This is a genomic window from Paenibacillus sp. PK4536 (assembly GCF_028594455.2).
Classification (GTDB): domain Bacteria; phylum Bacillota; class Bacilli; order Paenibacillales; family Paenibacillaceae; genus Saccharibacillus; species Saccharibacillus nuruki.
Genome location: NZ_CP126313.1, coordinates 3087370 through 3104880, shown reverse-complemented (window position 1 = coordinate 3104880; position 17511 = coordinate 3087370). Strand labels below are relative to the sequence as shown.

General features: G+C 38.6%; 20 protein-coding genes. 4 read left to right on the top strand and 16 right to left on the bottom strand.

Going from position 1 to position 17511, the window contains the following annotated elements:
* The first annotated feature begins 46 nt into the window (after positions 1-46).
* Together PO903_RS14005 and PO903_RS14000 are read left to right on the top strand one after the other, a co-directional pair.
* Positions 47-475 carry an organic hydroperoxide resistance protein gene (locus tag PO903_RS14005; RefSeq protein WP_069327398.1) on the top strand — a complete coding sequence of 143 codons (429 nt, stop codon included), beginning with the start codon at positions 47-49 and terminating at the stop codon, positions 473-475.
* A gap of 383 nt (positions 476-858) precedes the next feature.
* Positions 859-1497 carry a hypothetical protein gene (locus PO903_RS14000; RefSeq protein WP_273593722.1) on the top strand — a complete coding sequence of 213 codons (639 nt, stop codon included), beginning with the start codon at positions 859-861 and terminating at the stop codon, positions 1495-1497.
* 197 nt (positions 1498-1694) lie between these two features.
* On the opposite strand, the gene PO903_RS13995 is transcribed toward PO903_RS14000, so the two are convergent.
* Positions 1695-1850, bottom strand: a complete 156-nt coding sequence (locus PO903_RS13995) for a hypothetical protein (RefSeq protein WP_175425160.1) — start codon at positions 1848-1850, stop codon at positions 1695-1697.
* Between the two features lie 19 nt (positions 1851-1869).
* Positions 1870-2544: a sulfite oxidase-like oxidoreductase gene (locus tag PO903_RS13990; protein WP_273593721.1), complete on the bottom strand. Its 675-nt coding sequence runs from the start codon at positions 2542-2544 to the stop codon at positions 1870-1872.
* Positions 2545-3319: 775 nt separating this feature from the next.
* On the opposite strand from PO903_RS13990, the gene PO903_RS13985 reads away from it, so the two are divergent.
* The gene (locus PO903_RS13985; RefSeq protein WP_273593720.1) at positions 3320-4549 is read left to right on the top strand and encodes a replication initiation protein; all 1230 of its coding nucleotides are present in this window, start codon (positions 3320-3322) and stop codon (positions 4547-4549) included.
* A 47-nt stretch (positions 4550-4596) separates the two neighbouring features.
* On the opposite strand, the gene PO903_RS13980 is transcribed toward PO903_RS13985, so the two are convergent.
* Positions 4597-5226, bottom strand: a complete 630-nt coding sequence (locus tag PO903_RS13980; RefSeq protein ID WP_069327402.1) for a TetR/AcrR family transcriptional regulator — start codon at positions 5224-5226, stop codon at positions 4597-4599.
* 119 nt (positions 5227-5345) lie between these two features.
* Here PO903_RS13980 and PO903_RS13975 point away from each other — a divergent pair, with 119 nt between their 5' ends.
* Positions 5346-6914, top strand: coding sequence for an FAD-dependent monooxygenase (locus PO903_RS13975; protein WP_273593719.1), 1569 nt, complete (start codon positions 5346-5348; stop codon positions 6912-6914).
* Between the two features lie 106 nt (positions 6915-7020).
* Here PO903_RS13975 and PO903_RS13970 read toward each other — a convergent pair whose 3' ends face one another.
* From PO903_RS13970 to rpsP, 13 genes are all read right to left on the bottom strand, one after another.
* The gene (locus tag PO903_RS13970) at positions 7021-8781 is read right to left on the bottom strand and encodes a YifB family Mg chelatase-like AAA ATPase (RefSeq protein WP_273593718.1); all 1761 of its coding nucleotides are present in this window, start codon (positions 8779-8781) and stop codon (positions 7021-7023) included.
* A gap of 125 nt (positions 8782-8906) precedes the next feature.
* On the bottom strand, positions 8907-9275 hold the full coding sequence (locus tag PO903_RS13965) for a YraN family protein (RefSeq protein ID WP_241669336.1): 369 nt from the start codon (positions 9273-9275) through the stop codon (positions 8907-8909).
* Positions 9272-9577, bottom strand: a complete 306-nt coding sequence (locus PO903_RS13960; protein WP_069327406.1) for an EscU/YscU/HrcU family type III secretion system export apparatus switch protein — start codon at positions 9575-9577, stop codon at positions 9272-9274. Before PO903_RS13960 ends, PO903_RS13965 begins: the two co-directional genes overlap by 4 nt.
* Entirely contained in the window at positions 9574-11709 is a 2136-nt protein-coding gene (locus PO903_RS13955; RefSeq protein WP_273593717.1) for a TP0910 N-terminal domain-containing protein, read from the bottom strand. The genes PO903_RS13960 and PO903_RS13955 overlap by 4 nt, the downstream gene beginning before the upstream one ends.
* 321 nt (positions 11710-12030) lie before the next feature.
* A complete protein-coding gene (gene rnhB / locus PO903_RS13950; protein WP_137222674.1) occupies positions 12031-12651 on the bottom strand; it encodes a ribonuclease HII in 621 nt (206 codons plus the stop codon).
* Between the two features lie 17 nt (positions 12652-12668).
* Positions 12669-13529 (bottom strand): ribosome biogenesis GTPase YlqF, encoded by an 861-nt coding sequence (gene ylqF, locus PO903_RS13945; protein ID WP_273593716.1) that lies wholly within the window; start codon positions 13527-13529, stop codon positions 12669-12671.
* Positions 13530-13581: 52 nt separating this feature from the next.
* Positions 13582-14253 (bottom strand): signal peptidase I, encoded by a 672-nt coding sequence (lepB, locus tag PO903_RS13940; protein WP_273593715.1) that lies wholly within the window; start codon positions 14251-14253, stop codon positions 13582-13584.
* Positions 14254-14559: 306 nt separating this feature from the next.
* Positions 14560-14904, bottom strand: a complete 345-nt coding sequence (rplS, locus tag PO903_RS13935) for a 50S ribosomal protein L19 (RefSeq protein ID WP_069327410.1) — start codon at positions 14902-14904, stop codon at positions 14560-14562.
* Between the two features lie 196 nt (positions 14905-15100).
* On the bottom strand, positions 15101-15472 hold the full coding sequence (locus PO903_RS13930; protein WP_273593714.1) for a hypothetical protein: 372 nt from the start codon (positions 15470-15472) through the stop codon (positions 15101-15103).
* Between the two features lie 124 nt (positions 15473-15596).
* The gene (gene trmD / locus PO903_RS13925; protein ID WP_137222920.1) at positions 15597-16328 is read right to left on the bottom strand and encodes a tRNA (guanosine(37)-N1)-methyltransferase TrmD; all 732 of its coding nucleotides are present in this window, start codon (positions 16326-16328) and stop codon (positions 15597-15599) included.
* Positions 16328-16849, bottom strand: coding sequence for a ribosome maturation factor RimM (gene rimM, locus PO903_RS13920; protein WP_273593713.1), 522 nt, complete (start codon positions 16847-16849; stop codon positions 16328-16330). The genes trmD and rimM overlap by 1 nt, the downstream gene beginning before the upstream one ends.
* Positions 16850-16948: 99 nt before the next feature.
* Positions 16949-17179, bottom strand: a complete 231-nt coding sequence (locus tag PO903_RS13915; RefSeq protein WP_069327413.1) for a KH domain-containing protein — start codon at positions 17177-17179, stop codon at positions 16949-16951.
* 22 nt (positions 17180-17201) lie between these two features.
* Positions 17202-17474 carry a 30S ribosomal protein S16 gene (rpsP, locus tag PO903_RS13910; protein ID WP_069327414.1) on the bottom strand — a complete coding sequence of 91 codons (273 nt, stop codon included), beginning with the start codon at positions 17472-17474 and terminating at the stop codon, positions 17202-17204.
* Positions 17475-17511: the final 37 nt, after the last annotated feature.

The window sequence follows — 17511 nt, the reverse complement described above, 5'->3', positions numbered from 1 at the left end:
AAATTTAATTTTGTAAAATAAATTATATAAAAAGGTGGAGTTATTCATGTTAACTATCCAACAAAAAATGTATGAAACTACAGTAAAAGCAGTTGGAGGTCGTGCAGGTTATGTTGAATCTTCTAGCCCTGAACTTCGTTTAGATATTGCAACACCAAAAGAAATGGGCGGCGCTGGCGGTGCTGGTACTAACCCTGAACAATTATTTGCAGCAGGATATTCTGCTTGTTTTGATAGTGCTCTAAATATGGTTGCTCGTATGCAAAAAATCAAACACGAAGGTACAGAAGTAAATGCTACTGTAAGCTTCGGTAAAGCTGAAGATGGCGGATTTGCGCTTGCTGTTAAAATGGATGTTTTGGTTAAAGGTGTAGAGCGTGATGTAGCTATGAAATTAGTAGAAGAAGCTCATAACGTATGTCCTTACTCTCGCGCAACACGTGGTAATATCGCTGTAGAACTAAACGTTATCTAATATTAGATTGTCCAACTTGTACTTTATCCCTATAAACCCTTTCTAACTCTACCCCCTTAATATAGAGTTTAGAATATCGATTTTGAGAATATTACAAAAGAAGCAGTCCCCTAACTGCTTCTTTTTTCTATGCAAATAAAACATTTTTGTTCTATTTTGATTTATTTTCAGAAAATATGATATTATTACAAACGTTCCAAAACGTTGCTATGACTGATATTTTCTAATTATAATTATGGATTCATGGTTCTTACAAAATGTAAGATTCGTGTCAAAATCGACTGTTGTGTGTATGTATGTTATAGTGAAAAACGTTATTTATTTTTCATATTCAAAAGATTCATCGCCTTACAGATGAACTTAACACACAGGAGGTCCAATTTATGAAACTCAAAATCAGTACTTTTCTACTTGCACTCACCGTCGTAGCTGCGACCGCCGGCTGTTCTAATGGCAACACAGAAACACCAGCTAGCACGACAACCCCAACAACAACCAATGAATCTACAGCCACTGATTCTACAGCAACAACAGATGAAGGTGCCGCTGTAACTGACAATGAAATGGCTACAACTGAAGACGCAACTACGACAGACCCTGCTACAGAAAGCACAGACAAAGCAACTACAGATGCTACTACTGATAGCACTGCAACAGATGTTTCTGCTGAGAAAGTAGCAAGTGCCATCAAAGCGCAAAAGATCGATTTGATCTCTGCTCCAGATGAGCAAAATAGCTGGGTATTGAATGATGTAAAAGCTACTCGTTATGTAACAGATAAAGACTTGAATAAACAGGAAACTGTTTCTATTTATAGCTTCAAATCAGCTGACGATGCTAAAAAAGGGTTGGAAGATTTGAAAACTCAAACAAGCAAAACCCCTTACGATTTGCTTAACAAATCCACTTACACTAAAGGTAATGCTGTAGTGGTATACTGGTTTGAGCCTTCTTTAAACAAAGGTAGCAAAGAAAAAGGAATGTTAGACGCTAAACTTCAAAAAGCTGTAGATAGCTTGTAAGTTAGATTCAGCTTCTTGAACCTAATTCATTGTGAGTATTTGATCCAAACTCTTTATTATACTGTTTAAAAACAGACTATAATATTAAATGAGCTAAACAAAAAGAACCGTTTATAAAAAACGGTTCTTTTTGCTGTATTTATTATTACCAGCATTCTAAGAGTGCTCTGTTTTGCTGCTCACCATTATTTGGATAATTACTCTCTTCCACCTGTAAAAGGATTGATCTCATACGTCAGATCTCGACCTGCTTTTTTTTCTTCATGCGCTATACGTTTACCAATCGCTATGTGATACCAAATTCCTGGGGCAGAAAGCAATACCATAAATAACAAATACCATACTATAACCATATTTATCAGCTCCTAAATATTAGTCAGCTTCACAATATTTCCATTCATCTTCTGGCATTTCATATTCGTCGGAAGAAAAACGTTGTTCTTGGAAAGGATCAGCTACATTATGAAAGCCATGATCTTCCCAGAATCCACGTCGATCTTCTTTCATAAATTCAATACCACGCACCCATTTGGCACTTTTCCAAAAATAAAATTTCGGAACAACCATCCGTAATGGCCCCCCGTGTTTGGCAGTAATCGGTTGATCATCATAATTCCAAGCTAATAATACATCTTCGTCCATCAGATCTTTCAAAGCTACATTGGTTTCATAATCAGGATCTGCATGAATCATTACATATTTTGCTTCTGATTTGACTTTCAATACATTCATTAGATCAGAAAATTTGACACCTTCCCATGCTGTATCAAATTTAGACCAGCGAGTCACACAATGAATATCACTGACAGTACGAGTGACTGGTAACTTTTGCAAATCTTCAAATGTAAATACTTGCTCTTCTTCAACTTCGCCAAAAATACGCAAATTCCAAAAATTCATATCATATTCAGGTACACTACCTTCATGCAAAATCGGAAAACTTTCAGTAAGTGTCTGTCCCGGAGGTAAGCGACGTTGTAAATCTTGCTCTAATATAGGCGTTTGCGGAACTTTAGCGCCTTTTAGACGATCTGCTTTATTCTGCATTATTGCCCCTCCTGTCTTTTTGTATTCATATTCTATATTTTAACATTAATTTTTGCGTATTTATAGCAATTCATCTGAGTACTGATTCAATAAAGTCTAGTATCCTTAGATCTATACTACAATCATGAACTCTTTATAAAAGACTTCAGTAACTATTCACTATCGCTTTAATCTTTGATGAAATCGGACATATATAGGGTGAATATTTGAGTTATTGTCTATCTTTTACCTATATTGAGCAAAATCAGTACATATTTTGCTTTACTATGGACAAAAATAGGGTCAATACTTGGGTTCCTATTTATTTGCCCTATTTTTGTCCATAATAAAATAATAATTTTGATCAATGACCCTATTTTTGTCGCATTTCATTTCAAAATAACGCTAATAATCACTGTGATTATGGCTGATTGACACCCTAATTTTGTCCATAGTATGCCCTACAATTGTCTATAGTTCGTCCTATTTTTGTCGCACTCTACCCTAAAGTTGTCTATAGTTCGAACCTAAATCTGTCTGACTTCTGCCCTATTTTCGTCTACAAATGACCCTAAAACTGTCCATAATTTACCCTATTTTTGTCCGATATTAAGGCTGGCAAGCTAGGACTATCAACAGATATCATCGACTCTAAACAAGTAAAATATTTAAAACAATAAAAACAAGATATGTAAAATAAGATAAACAACTCAAAGTAAGATATTGTGCTGCTTAAGCTACTTTTATCATAGATTATCTATTATAATGAAGGAACGTCTTGGAGGTTATATAACATATGAAGAAAAATAATCTGGTTACAAAGTCTAATGATCTTATTGAAATGCCTTTAAAAATGAGTGTAGTTGAACTACGCATTATTTATGTACTGATCAGCATTATTTCGCCGGAAGATCAAGAATTTCAACGATACCGATTTAAGATTAGTGAATTTGCCAAATTAGCAGGTGTGAAAAATAAAAATATTTATGCACAAGTAAAAGAATACACACTAAATCTAATGTCCCATCCTTTTTACATAAATGAAAACTTACAAGTAAACTGGTTGGCATCTGCGGAATACTTTCCAAATGAGGGCATAATTGAAGTCGAATTTTCGCCCAAGTTAAAACCTTATCTTCTTCAATTGAAGGAAAAATTCACTTCATTTCGTCTAAACGATATTCTAAAGCTTAAAAGTGCTTATTCTATGCGCATCTATGAGCTTTTAAAACAATATGAGAAACTAGGTCAGCGTACTCTTAAAGTTCAACGTTTAAAAGAACTACTAGGTATCGAAGATCAATATCCCGTTTACTCGGACTTTAAAAAGCGTGTGATCACCAAAGCACAGCAAGAAATCAACAAAAGTACAGATATCGAATTTAGTTATGTGGAACGTAAAAGCGGTCGTAAAGTAGATGAAATTGTATTTACAATCAAAACAAAAGCTAAACAAAATGTCACGATTCTTCCAGCTACTGAAGCGGTATCCTCGGTACAACCTCATACAGCTCATCGTTTAAGCGATCGTTTGAAAAAAGAATTTGGATTAACGATGATAACGATCCAAACGATTTTAAAAGCGTACGAAAAAGACTATATCACTGAAATTCTAGATATCGTCAAAATCGATGTACTGAGTGGACGTGTACATGATATTCCAGCTTATACAGTCGCTGCGCTGAAAAATGATTATCGCAAAAAGAAAACAGAACTTGATATGGAGCTAGAGCGCCAGCACACATTGAAATTAGAAAAAGAACAAAAATCGCAGTTACAACAACAATATTATGCGACTGTTGCTGAAAAGTTGAATCAGTATATTATTGCTATGAGTGAAGAACAGCTAAATATAGAAGTTCAAGCGATGTTACATAGTGTAGCTGACAAAGATATCGAAATTATTATCACAGATGTTCGTGATCCACAATTGATGTCTGGTGGTTACTTCAGACAATATCTCAATAAAAAATACTTTAGTGATTATACATTTGATGTATTTATGCTAGACATCACAAAAGCTTAAAAAAAGAGAAGTAGCTATAATAGCCACTTCTCTTTTTTATGACATCATTACATCATCGGTGCATAAGCGCGAAGAAAAACGCGTACGCCTTCAGTAATGATATGTTTCACTTGCTTTTGATCCAAATCCTTAGGGTTGGGTTGATTAAATACCAGCAGAATCGTTAGCGCAGCAAAGTGCTTGGTAGCCATATGAGGATCAGGGATATTCAGTAATTTATTTTCTCCAAACGCTATAAACCTCTTGATAATGCCTTCTTCTGTTGCACGATCCATATCTTCATAAAAAGATTCTGGCAAATTAGCAACCTCTACCATAGCTAGACGGATCAAAGCTTTATAATCAGACGAACCATTGGCAAAGACAACTATTTGTTCACAAAATAAAATAAGAGCTTGCTCCAAATCATCAAATTCCAAAAGATGATCTGAAATTCCTTGTTCAATCATATTTAGAACAGTTGCACTGGTTTCTTCCATAACCGTAAGTAATAAGTGTTGTTTATCCCCATAATAATCATACACTGTCCGTTTAGAAACTCCTGCTCTATGAGCAACAGCATCAACACTGGATTGGTTAAATCCCTCAGATAGAAAAAGTTCTCGTGCTGCTGCAATAATTTTAGTTCGTTTATCTAAAGAACCTTTACGAACTTTTTTATTTTCTATCGTATTCATTCTCAAATTCCCCCCTTATAAGTATATTATCAAAAATTGATTAAAGTTCCACTTTACTTATTACACTGCACGGTGTAGTATAATTCATTATCTGCTATATCCCAAGGAGGATTCTATACATGGAAACGATCTTTTCTTCTATTGATGTGCTTATTGTTGGAGCTGGACCTACAGGACTTACACTTGCTTGCGATCTTGCCCGTCGAAATATTAGCCACCGCATTATTGATAAAAACACTGTATATAACGTAGCATCTCGATCCAAAGCTATTCAACCTCGTTCCCTTGAGGTCGTTGATGATTTGGAAGCTATTGACTACATTTTAGATACAGGTGTTGTCGATTTGCCTGTTCGTTATTATACTGCTGATGGTAAAAGTATAGATAAGCCATCTATTACTGTTGCCGCTAGCAGCAAGTTTGAGACACCCTATCGTCATCCAGTCTGGATTGCTCAATTTGATGTAGAAAAAGCATTACGTGATTGCTATGTTATTCTTGGAGGTCAAGTCGAGTTAGGGATAGAAGCTGTAAAGCTTGTTCAAGATTTGGATGGAGTAACAGTAACTGTCAAGACATCGCAAGGCGAAGAGCAAATTCATGCTCGTTATGTAGTCGGTGCAGATGGAGGTAAAAGTAATATTCGCAAGTTTATTCAATTGCCATTAGTTGGCGAGACATACGATGATGAGCGGTGGTATCTGGGAGATATACAATTAGAAGGTCTAGATCGTGATCGTATTCATATTTGGACATCTTCAGAAGGAATGTTAGGGATAACTCCACTACCCAAATCGAATATTTGGCAACTGCAAGCCACTATTTCAGCAGAAATTCAAAACCCAGCAGAACCATCTTTAGAATTGTATCAGACTATGTTGGATCAACGAGCTGGTACTGGGCGTGTTAAGCTCACTCATGCATCCTGGCTTTCTATTTACCGAATCAATGTGCGGATGGTTGAATGTTATCATAGCCATAGAGTTTTCCTTGCTGGTGATGCGGCACATGTTCATTCTCCAGCAGGAGGTCAGGGTATGAACACAGGGATGCAAGATGCGTATAATCTTGGATGGAAACTAGCCGCCGTACTTCAAGGAGCTGATACTCATTTACTCCATACGTATGATGAGGAGCGCCGTCCAATTGCTCAAGCTGTTCTTCAAGATAGTTCTAAGAAAATAAAAGCAGTTACTGCAACAGTAACTGAAAGTGGGTCATTATCTCAATCTCTAAGTACAATATCCGATGATCTAACAAGCGGGCTTTCTATTTCCTATCGCTCCAGTTCTCTTACTCGTTCATTTACTGGAAAAAACATTCCTCTTTTACTACCTGGAGATCGTGCTCCTAATGCTGATATTCTGCAAAGTGAAAAATTTTCCGGAACTATTTTTGATCTGCTACGTGGTACACACTGGACAGTTTTAGCTTTTGTAAATCATACCGATTCTTCTATATTGGAAAACCTTACTCATGACCAGCTTCGCTTATATTCTATACTTCCATCACACACAGAGAGAACAGATCATATCATTGATAAAGCAGGAAATGCTTATCGAATTTACAATATATCAAATGAAGAACTACTATTGATTCGTCCAGATGGCTATATTGCACTACGTACTTCTATAGAAGAGTCACGATCTATTTTACAATATTTAAATGCTATCTATTACTTAAGTTAAATAGACTGTCTTATCCCAATTAGCAAGAAAGTGAACAGAAGGAATGAGATAAGTCATTCCTCCTGTTCACTTTTTTTATCTATTTTACATTAATATATGTTACTACTTATCCATGCATCGGATTACTCAGGTCTAATTGACGATATTGAATCGCTTCTGCAATATGAACCGCTTCAATCTGCTCCATATTTTCCAGATCAGCAATCGTTCGAGCTAATTTCAAAATTCGATCTCTAGCTCGCATACTCATTCCTAATTGTTCAAAAGCCGTTTCTAACAGTTGGTTAGCAGAATCAGATAAAAAGGTATATTCACGTAACCATTTACCTGATAATTCACTATTCCAATGAATATCCAAATGCTGATAGCGATTCAATTGAATCTGGTGTGCTTGCTCTACGACAGCACGCATACTTGCCGAATCATAGCCTGTATCTTCTGTTCCTTCTTTGGCTCGTTGCCAATCTTGCTCGGTAGGACGAGGCACTTCTATTTGCAGATCTATTCGATCCAATAATGGACCTGAGATTTTGGAACGATAGCGAGCAATCTGACTATGACTACATGTGCAAGGATGAGCAGCATGTGTACTCCCTAGATATCCACAAGGACAAGGATTCATCGAACCTGCTAATAAGAAATTAGCGGGGAATGAAAATACAGCTCGTGCTCTACTGATCGTCACTTGATGATCTTCGAGCGGCTGTCGCAATACTTCTAATACCGATCTTGGAAACTCTGGCAATTCATCTAAAAATAATATCCCTTGATGCGCCAGGCTGACTTCTCCCGGCTTAGGTATACTTCCCCCTCCAATCAATCCTGTAACTGTTGTACTGTGATGAGGGGCGCGAAAAGGACGCACAGAGATTAAGCCAGCATTAGAGTCTTTGAATCGTCCTGATACACTAAAAATTTTAGTCACTTCCAGTGCTTCAGCATCAGTTAAGACAGGCAAAATAGTAGGTAGACGTTTAATCAACATCGTCTTTCCTGTACCGGGAGGACCTAATAATAAGATATTATGCATTCCTGCGGCAGCAATCATTAATGCTCGCTTCACATGTTGCTGTCCGAATACATCTCCATAATCTTCTTGCATCGATGACGTGGGATGCTGGATATGTTCTTTTTTGACCTTTTGTACACGTAATGGGGACAGAATGACCATTTTGCGTGGATCTGATTTCTTTTTCGATTTATTCATCGAATCATCTATCGCTGTAGCGAGTTTCTGTTCATTGGGAGAAGAATGAGCATGAATCTGTTTTACTTTAATCTCAGGCTGACCGGGTAAAGACATGTGGAAAGATTCAATATGATCTTGCGATACAGGCTGATTTGCTTTCCTATCGGAATCATGTTGTGAACCAGCAAACAAATCATTTAGATGATGAATAGCATATACCTCTATACCTTCTACTAACGCAGCTTCTGTTGCATTTTCTTGAGGAACCAATACTGCTTTTAACCCATGCTGACGAGCGGTATCGACCATAGACAACACCCCCGGAACAGGTCGCAAAGTCCCATCTAATGCTAATTCTCCAATTAACAAGATTTGATCTTGATCCGGCAAAACAATCTGATCACTTGTTGTCAAAATACCCATCGCAATCGCAAGATCAAAGGCTGAACCTTCTTTGCGTAAATCTGCGGGTGCCAGATTGATCGTCACTCGTTGATTAGGAAAAGTAAATCCGCAATTTTTAATCGCAGAACGCACTCTTTCGATCGATTCTCGAATCGCTGAATCGGGTAATCCAATAATCGCAACCATGGGCAGACCATTCGATAAGTCTGTCTCGACTTCCACCATAACTCCATTGATTCCATGTAAACAAGCACTAAATAATTTACCATACATAATAAAAAAACACCCTTTCTCCAAAAACCTTGTTAATCTCGCAACTGATTACAGTGCGGATAGAACTACCGGTTTATTGAAAAAGGGTGCTTCCTCTATTTTCAATAGATTTTATTTACAACTCATTATACAAAAGCAGCTACGATATGCTCCAACTCTACCACTTGATAGGAATGATTCATCTGAATCGTTATCACATCATAGCGAAAAGGAAAATGTGACTGCCCTTTGTGATGCGCATAGACTTCTGCGGTTTCCCGAATTTGTTTTTGTTTGCGCCAGTCGACAGATTCAGCGGGCGTGCCATATACATCACTTGTACGACTTCGCACTTCTACAATCACAATCGTGCCTTCGTAAAAAGCAATAATATCCAACTCACCACTACGACAGCTCCAGTTGCGATAACCAATCTGATAGCCTTGTTGTTCTAAATAATAAGCAGCGGTATCTTCGGCAATACGTCCTTTGTATTTGCGATCATCTGTTTTCACCAATCATGACCGCCTCGATTCAAATTCTTATCTGCACGATAAATAAAGCTAAGCACTTCAGCAACCAGTTCAAACAATTCACCCGGAATTTGTTGATCAAGATCAAGCTTCGACAATACTTCAACTAACGCCGCATCTTGTTGCACAGCTACTCCTGCTTCTTGCGCTTTTTCTAGAATACTTTCGGCAATTCTTCCTTTACCTTTGGCTACTACTATCGGAGCTGAATTTTGATTTGGATCGTACTTAAGGGCAACGGCTCTTTTGGCTCTCATTGCCATATCGTCTTTGGGTTTATTCATATTTTCATATCCACCCCTTTGTAATCAGGCGGTGCATAACGTTGTAAAAGATCATGATCTGACATACCTGTACTGTTTTCATTAGTAGCAATGGATCGAACAGGCATGGCATCTACTTTAAGAGATAACAATTGATAACCTAATGCACTCATCGCTGTAGCCATTTCTTCACGTTTACTTTCAACAAGAGGTGCGAGTTGTTCCAGATCATTATGCACTTTAAGAGTAACGATTTTGTCTACGACATGCACATCGACAAGAGTAGGTCCTAATGAATGCATATCTAGGTCAAACCATAGTCGGCAATTAGAAGCGTCTAATTCCCCTTTAGGGCCACGGCGAGATTGAATCTGTACAGAAGCTGTTTCCTGTCCATCTGGACCTTTAAATGGAACAAACATCGTGACCTGTGCAAAAGGAGCAGTACGATCTGTATTTAGCAATAATTGCTGACCTGTTAATTGCTGAACTAGCTGTTGCGCGGCTTCTTTCAACGCTGGAGGAACATCATCTGCGGCTGTCAATTGAAGTAAGATTCCTTTTAATGTATCTTGAACTTTGCTAACAGCATCATCCGTATTCGAAGCCATTTGTTGTGCAATATGAGCTGGATTTGTCGCATCTACACTATTACGGTTATTTAGAAGTGCAGGATTCAGTAAAGGATCTGCTTCTGTTGGTGTATTCTGCGCATTAATTGCTGCTTGCGCCTGTGCATTGGCAGTCACTTGTTTCGGATTCATGGTGTTTTGCAATTCGGCATCTGGAGCTATCTGATCTGGATTTGTTGCGATTTGTTGGAGTCCATTCGGATTAGCAACACGAGCTGTAGGTGCAGGCAATAGTTCTTCTAATGTAGGATTTGGCATACCATTAACCATATTCATATTAGACTGAAGAGCCGGATTAGCATTACGAGCCGTTGTAGGGTCTGTTGATGCTTGTGTAAGTCCATTAGCTCCCAAAGATGTGGTTGTCTGCTCAGAGCGTGTAGGTACAGTTTCAGGGGCTGTATTATTTACACTTGCACGTGCTACTTGTTGTTCATGCTCTGCTCCAAGCAATTTCAACACACGACCCAACCACGGTTCTGTTGCTTGAGCTTTTGGACTACCTGTTGCTGCTGTATTTGTAGAATTAGCCAGAACTGATGGAGCATCCTCCGCAGTGTTTGACGGACTAATCGTTGTAGAAGCATTTGTCATTGATCCTTGTGCTTGTTGTGTTGGATTATTGGCTGTTGTGGTCACAGGTGCTGTTGGCGATTGAGGACCATTTGGATTAGGTACAGATGGTAAAGTCATTTTGCCACTATTAACATCTGTATCTGGATTGGCAGATTGTGCAACGATACTTCCCAATTGATCCAGTACCGTTTGTAATTTACCCAGTAACACAGATGTGGGATTATTATTTTGTGCGGGATTAGCATTTCCTTGAACTGCCTGATTAGATGTCGATGGATTCGATGCTACATTCTCTGGCGCTTGATCGCTAGTTGTACCTTTACCTAGATTCACTGCATTTTCTTGTACTTGTGTCACGGTAGCACGAACCAGATTATCCAGATTGCTTAACAGATCATGAAGAGGAGGTCCAAATATCGCTTGCTGTAGACCGCTCACACTCTGTGCTGTCACAGGTAGACCCCGCTGAATCGCTACAGCCGCAGATTGTACCCATTCACCTACAGGTACACCAACTGGCTTTTGAGACAGTGTTGATTGTATATTTTTGACGTTATCGGCATTAAGCGTTATACCCGACGCTCTCATCTGAGTAATCATTTCACGATTTTCTTTGGTATCTGGCAAGTTAAAAGATTCTAATACTTCTCCCATCGACGCATTAGATAAAGGATTCGATGGATTGCCTGTTACAGGTTTTAAAACAGGTAACCCATCTGAATCAGGAGCTTGTACTTGTAATAATGTAGTTGCTCCTTGTTGTAAAGGTGTCTCTAATTTGGCTCTGACCTTCACACCTTGAATCTGGACAACTGCTTCTTGCCCATCTTCCGATACGCTTGTCACCACTCCGCGGACGACTTGACCTTCTTTCAACTCCATTTGCCGTGCTTCACCTGGCTTGCTATCGCCTATAAGCCCACGGAATAGTGATCCAATATTCATAGTCATCCCTCCTATCATCTTTTCTAGTTCATCATGATCTCTATTTTTGTATCACTAACAAGTAGACTATAAATAACTTCAACATTATGAAGACCATTTGTAGTCGATGCTTATGTATATTTTGATTTACGATTCGTCCTCTTGGTTATCTTATTTATCGGTTAAAAAGTGTCTAATGATGAGGATATGTCTATACAAAAAAGAACCCGCTCTTTATTGTAAGATGCGGGTTCTTCCCATAGCATATCTATTGATATCTTCACATAAAGTAATATAGATGCATAATAAATCATTCTATCTTAGAATTCAATACCTTGATGTCTAAAATAAAGTGGGTTGTTCGAGTAATAAATTGCCCAAAAAGCTTTTGCGATGTAATGGTGTAATCCCCTGCGCAATAATCTGAGCACGATGAACTTTGGTCGCGTATCCTTTATGACCAGCAATACCATAGCCTGGATATTGTTCTTCCCATTCACCCACACACAGACGATCACGAGTGACTTTGGCAATAATCGACGCAGCCGCAATACTATGACTATTCGCATCACCTTTGATAATCGAGCGTTGCGGAATATCAAGATCGACCTTTTCAGCATCCACGAGAATGTAATCAGGAGATACGCTTAATTGTTGCAAAGCGATCTTCATCGCTAGCCTGGCAGCTTGCTTGATATTAATCTCATCAATCGTTGCTGCGTCTACATAACCAACACCTACAGCGAGTGCTTGCTCCATAATCTGATCATAGAGTTGCTCACGCTTTTTCTCAGACAGCTTTTTAGAGTCATTTACGCCTTCAATGATTACACCTTCAGGCATAATTACAGCTGCCGCAATCACATCTCCAAATAGACAACCTCGTCCTACTTCATCTACACCTGCAATATGGTGATATCCTTCTGTAATACATTCACGTTCATATTTTAACAATTCTGACATGATGATTCCTCCAATACTTAAGGAGTCTCCATGGAGATTCGTCCCATTTTACCTGCACGCAACTCACGCAAAATAACTTTGGACGCTTTTTCTAAATCAATGCGTCCACCACTCATTAAGCAACCACGTTTATGACCGATTTCTTCCATAATTTCTACGATTTCATTCGGGTTTTCAAAATCTTGTGGTTGTTCAGATAATTCAAAACGTTCAGCGATATTATCCCAATAGTGCTTGCAGATGTATTTCATTCCGAAATAAGCTACATCTTCTACGTTCAGAATTTCTTCACGAATAGCGCCTGTTACTGCTAGCTTATAACCGATAATTTGGTCTTCAAATTTAGGCCACAAAATACCCGGTGTATCTAACAGTTCCATTTCTGTACCGACTTTGATCCACTGTTGCCCTTTGGTTACACCTGGACGGTCACCGGTCAAAGCAATACTTTTTCCTGCAAGACGGTTGATCAAAGTCGATTTACCTACGTTTGGAATCCCTACAATCAATCCGCGCATAGGACGTTGATTCATGCCTTTAGCAGCACGTTTGTCACGCTTGTCTTTCAACAAGACTTTAGAACGTTCCGCGATCTCTTTGATCCCTTGTCCACTTGCAGAGTCTAAAGGAAGAACAGCATGTCCTTCTTCTTTAAAATATTCAACCCATTCTGCTGTCACTTTGGGATCAGCCAAATCGGATTTGTTCAAAATAATCATTCTCGGTTTGCCCTGCAAAATCTCATCAATCATTGGATTACGACTGGAGAGTGGCAGACGTGCATCCACGAGTTCAATAACCATATCGATTAATTTAAGCTTTGCCTCGATCTGGCGACGTGCTCTTGTCATATGTCCGGGAAACCATTGAATAGCCATCGGTTTTCCCCCTTACTTCTTTAAATTAGCTGTCCGTATATGTTAGGCAGCTTTATTGTTCAACCCACTTCGCATCACTAAACGGCCAGAAAATAACATCTGCACGTCCAATAATATCTCCAAGCGGTATATAACCGATCATACGACTGTCTTGACTGTTGGAACGATTATCTCCCATAACAAATACATGACCCGCAGGTACAGTTCCATCCGGGAAATTCTCTGTTGGGAAATTGTTAATATTATAATCGCTACCTTGTGCATGTGCATTATCCAATGCCGATTGGATATAAGGCTCACTGATTTCTTTACCATTGACAGTAACTTTATCACCTTCAACTTTAACAGTGTCTCCAGCAACAGCGATAACACGTTTGATAAAGTCACGATTTTGTGAAGGAACTTTCAGTACAACTACTTCTCCAGGTTGCGGAGTACGAATATCGTATAGAATTTTGTTCACGATCACACGTTCACCCGTATGAAAATTCGGTTGCATGGATGGACCGTCTACAATAAACGGTTCAAACAAGAACCAGCGGATAACGACAACAAGTAACAAAGCAACCACAATCGCTTTGATCCACTCTTTTGTCTCGCTTTTCTTTTTCTTCTCAGGTTGTATCGTTCCTGAACCTGGAGTACCTGTGTTGACAGGTTCTTGTACTTCTGTCGTATTTGCTGCATGTACTTCATTGTTAGATGGTTTTGTGTCTTGCTCCATAGGCCATGCCTTCTTTCCTGGTTTAATTGGCGCTTTGTATATGTACCGACTAACATACTAGGACTAATCCTTATGCTACGTATACCAAGTACCTATACGATTTCACTCTATCTATTTTACACACAATTTTGTAAAAACCAAATTTTGAAGGATTCTATTCGTCAAGAAATACAAAAATCCCGTCTACAGCCGTGTATAAAGGCTGTCCGGCGGAATCGGATGTGAATCATTATCTTAAATAACAGCGTAAAAATAACGAAAAGGGCTTGTTTCACCAAGCCCTTCTCAATCGCGTATCCAAAAGGATTAACGACGCAATTCTTTAATTCTAGCTGCTTTACCGCGAAGCTCACGAAGATAGTACAATTTCGCACGGCGAACTTTACCACGACGAGCTACTTCTAGTTTATCGATTTTAGGTGAATTTACTGGGAAAGTTCTTTCCACACCTACACCGTAAGAAATTTTACGTACTGTAAAAGTTTCACCGATGCCGCCACCTTGGCGTTTGATTACAACTCCCTCGAACAACTGAACACGTTCGCGAGTACCCTCGATTACCTTAACATGCACTTTTAAAGTGTCGCCTGCACGGAAATTAGGGATATCTTTACGAAGTTGATCTTGAGTAATTTCTTGAATGATATTCATTAATAACTTCCTCCTTCCACACAGATGTTCATACGTCTCAGGGAATAATTCCTCATCATTGATCGTAGAGGACCATCAGATTCACACAACAGTCTAATATTATCATAGATCCTTATAGAATAACAACACTTTTTCAAAAAAAGTTAAAAGATATATCCACTTTAAATCATCTTTGATTCATTATCTATATGGTTAACTATTCAAAATCACTTTGTTCTAGTAGATGTTGTAGACTTTTCAAGCGATTGATTTCTTCTTCAAAAGTAAGATGATCTGTTAATCGACTATTTTCTAACGCTCGTATTCTTGCTGTCTTTTTGTGATCAATACTACGATCAATTAATTTCACGACTGTATTACGTCCACTGTAATCAGCGATAAAATATTTTTTGTACGATTCGACTTCAATATACATAAGATAGGCAAATTCCGGTAGCAAACGATTGATCACAATCGTAGCATCCTGTTCTACAAATTCTTTATTTAAAACTGAAGCATATCCCTGACTACGCAAGTCACTACTTAATCGATCCAACCATTGCACGTATTCCTGTCGCAAATCATTCATGGTGTCCAAACTCCTATTCATTGGGCTTATCCAATTCCAATATGTACCTAGAGATACAAAAAAGAATTTCCCCATAATCGACCTCTACAGATCTTCATACAGCGAAATTCTTAGGTATATTTAGTTAACTACGCTGATTGTTAAGCCATTGGCGTTCTTTGGTTGTCAAATCAGCTTGTTCTAACAATTCTGGACGACGTTCTAATGTACGAAGTAAGGATTGTTCACGGCGCCACTTTTCTACATTAGCATGATGACCGGATAATAAAATATCAGGTACTTTCATCCCTCTATATTCGACTGGACGTGTATAATGTGGATATTCTAGCAAGCCTGTGCTAAACGAATCGGTCACCGCACTGTTAGCATTCCCTAATACCCCTGGTAAAAGGCGTACAATGCTGTCTACAGCCGCCATAGCCGGTATTTCACCGCCAGTAAGCACATAATCACCTATTGATATCTCATCGGTTACCAGATGCTCACGAATACGTTCATCATATCCTTCATAATGACCGCAGATAAATATCAAATGTTCTTCCTGAGCCAATTCTTCAGCTTTGCGTTGGGTAAAAGGCTCCCCCTGTGGACACATCAAAATAATACGTGGAGATACAGATGTTGATGCAGGTGCCAAATCTTCCACAGCATCAAAAATAGGCTCAGGCTTGAGCACCATTCCCCCGCCTCCACCATAAGGTGTATCGTCTACCGTACCATGTTTGCTTTTAGAATACGTACGAAAATTAATCGCATTTAATTCCACAATACCTTTGGCAGCGGCTTTACCCAGAATGCTAGAACCAAATACACCGGTAAACATTTCCGGAAATAAGGTCAGCACATCGATCTTCATCATTCCAAAAGACCTTCCATCACATGAATCAGTACCTTTTTCTCTTCAACATTAATATCAAGCACCACATCATGAATATAAGGAATCAATACTTCTTCGCCTTTATCTGGACGAACGACCCATACATCATTAGCACCCGGTTTTAAAATATCTACAATCTTACCAATTTTGGTGCCTTCTTCTGTAAAGACTTCACAATCTAGAATTTCATGAAAATAAAACTCATCTTCTTCTAACTCGATGATATCATCTTTAGAAACTTTTAATGTCCAGCCTTTATATTTCTCTACTTCGTTAATATTGCCAAATCCTTTAAAACGAACCACATACATATTTTTCTGCAAACGAGAACTTACGATTTCAACTTCAAGTTTATTCCCGTTTTCTTCATTAATCATCCAGAGTTTTTTGCCTTCAGCAAAACGAATTTCAGCAAAATCGGTATTCGGATATATTTTGAGTTCTCCGCGGATACCATGTGTATTTGCTACTTTACCTACAGTTAAAAATTGTTCAGTCATGTTATTCTCCTCTAACCTGTAATCTATATTTGATCGTATTTTGATTGAAAATGTACGAAAAAGGGCTAGGACATCATCCTAACCCTCTTTCGTATATTTTTAAGACATTATATCAACGGTCACCCGTTTATTAGTCTTGACTGCTGCTGATGTAACGACCGTGCGGAGAGCCTTGGCGATACGTCCTTGCTTGCCGATCACTTTACCAGCATCGTCCGGATGGACGCTAAGTTCGTATACGATCAAGTTCTCTTTTTCCACAACGTTCACTTTTACATCATCGGGATGATCCACGAGAGCTTTAGCAATAACCATTACTAATTGTTCCATAGATACTCCTCCGAATCAGCAATTATTTTTGCTGTTTAAGCTCATGAAACTTTTTCATAACGCCCGCTTTGCTAAGCAAGTTGCGAACGGTATCAGAAGCTTGTGCTCCTTGTTGAAGCCATTGAAGAGCTTTTTCCTCATCAATCTTAGTTACAGAAGGTTCTGCAACTGGATTATAAGTACCGATTTCTTCGATGAAACGGCCATCACGAGGGGACCGAGAATCGGAAACCACGATACGATAGAAAGGCGCTTTATGAGCACCGATGCGTTTTAGACGAATACGTACTGCCACGAAAATTCACCTCCTTCAAATTAGTTCAATAATATAT

Excerpts from the sequence above, each read along its gene's own strand:
- PO903_RS14005 (WP_069327398.1), top strand. The coding sequence starts at position 47 with ATGTTAACTATCCAACAAAAAATGTATGAAACTACAGTAAAAGCAGTT.
- PO903_RS14000 (WP_273593722.1), top strand. The coding sequence starts at position 859 with ATGAAACTCAAAATCAGTACTTTTCTACTTGCACTCACCGTCGTAGCT.
- PO903_RS13995 (WP_175425160.1), bottom strand. The coding sequence starts at position 1,850 with ATGGTTATAGTATGGTATTTGTTATTTATGGTATTGCTTTCTGCCCCA.
- PO903_RS13990 (WP_273593721.1), bottom strand. The coding sequence starts at position 2,544 with ATGCAGAATAAAGCAGATCGTCTAAAAGGCGCTAAAGTTCCGCAAACG.
- PO903_RS13985 (WP_273593720.1), top strand. The coding sequence starts at position 3,320 with ATGAAGAAAAATAATCTGGTTACAAAGTCTAATGATCTTATTGAAATG.
- PO903_RS13980 (WP_069327402.1), bottom strand. The coding sequence starts at position 5,226 with ATGAATACGATAGAAAATAAAAAAGTTCGTAAAGGTTCTTTAGATAAA.
- PO903_RS13975 (WP_273593719.1), top strand. The coding sequence starts at position 5,346 with ATGGAAACGATCTTTTCTTCTATTGATGTGCTTATTGTTGGAGCTGGA.
- PO903_RS13970 (WP_273593718.1), bottom strand. The coding sequence starts at position 8,781 with ATGTATGGTAAATTATTTAGTGCTTGTTTACATGGAATCAATGGAGTT.
- PO903_RS13960 (WP_069327406.1), bottom strand. The coding sequence starts at position 9,577 with ATGAATAAACCCAAAGACGATATGGCAATGAGAGCCAAAAGAGCCGTT.
- PO903_RS13955 (WP_273593717.1), bottom strand. The coding sequence starts at position 11,709 with ATGAATATTGGATCACTATTCCGTGGGCTTATAGGCGATAGCAAGCCA.
- rnhB (WP_137222674.1), bottom strand. The coding sequence starts at position 12,651 with ATGTCAGAATTGTTAAAATATGAACGTGAATGTATTACAGAAGGATAT.
- ylqF (WP_273593716.1), bottom strand. The coding sequence starts at position 13,529 with ATGGCTATTCAATGGTTTCCCGGACATATGACAAGAGCACGTCGCCAG.
- lepB (WP_273593715.1), bottom strand. The coding sequence starts at position 14,253 with ATGGAGCAAGACACAAAACCATCTAACAATGAAGTACATGCAGCAAAT.
- rplS (WP_069327410.1), bottom strand. The coding sequence starts at position 14,904 with ATGAATATCATTCAAGAAATTACTCAAGATCAACTTCGTAAAGATATC.
- PO903_RS13930 (WP_273593714.1), bottom strand. The coding sequence starts at position 15,472 with ATGAATGATTTGCGACAGGAATACGTGCAATGGTTGGATCGATTAAGT.
- trmD (WP_137222920.1), bottom strand. The coding sequence starts at position 16,328 with ATGAAGATCGATGTGCTGACCTTATTTCCGGAAATGTTTACCGGTGTA.
- rimM (WP_273593713.1), bottom strand. The coding sequence starts at position 16,849 with ATGACTGAACAATTTTTAACTGTAGGTAAAGTAGCAAATACACATGGT.
- PO903_RS13915 (WP_069327413.1), bottom strand. The coding sequence starts at position 17,179 with ATGGAACAATTAGTAATGGTTATTGCTAAAGCTCTCGTGGATCATCCC.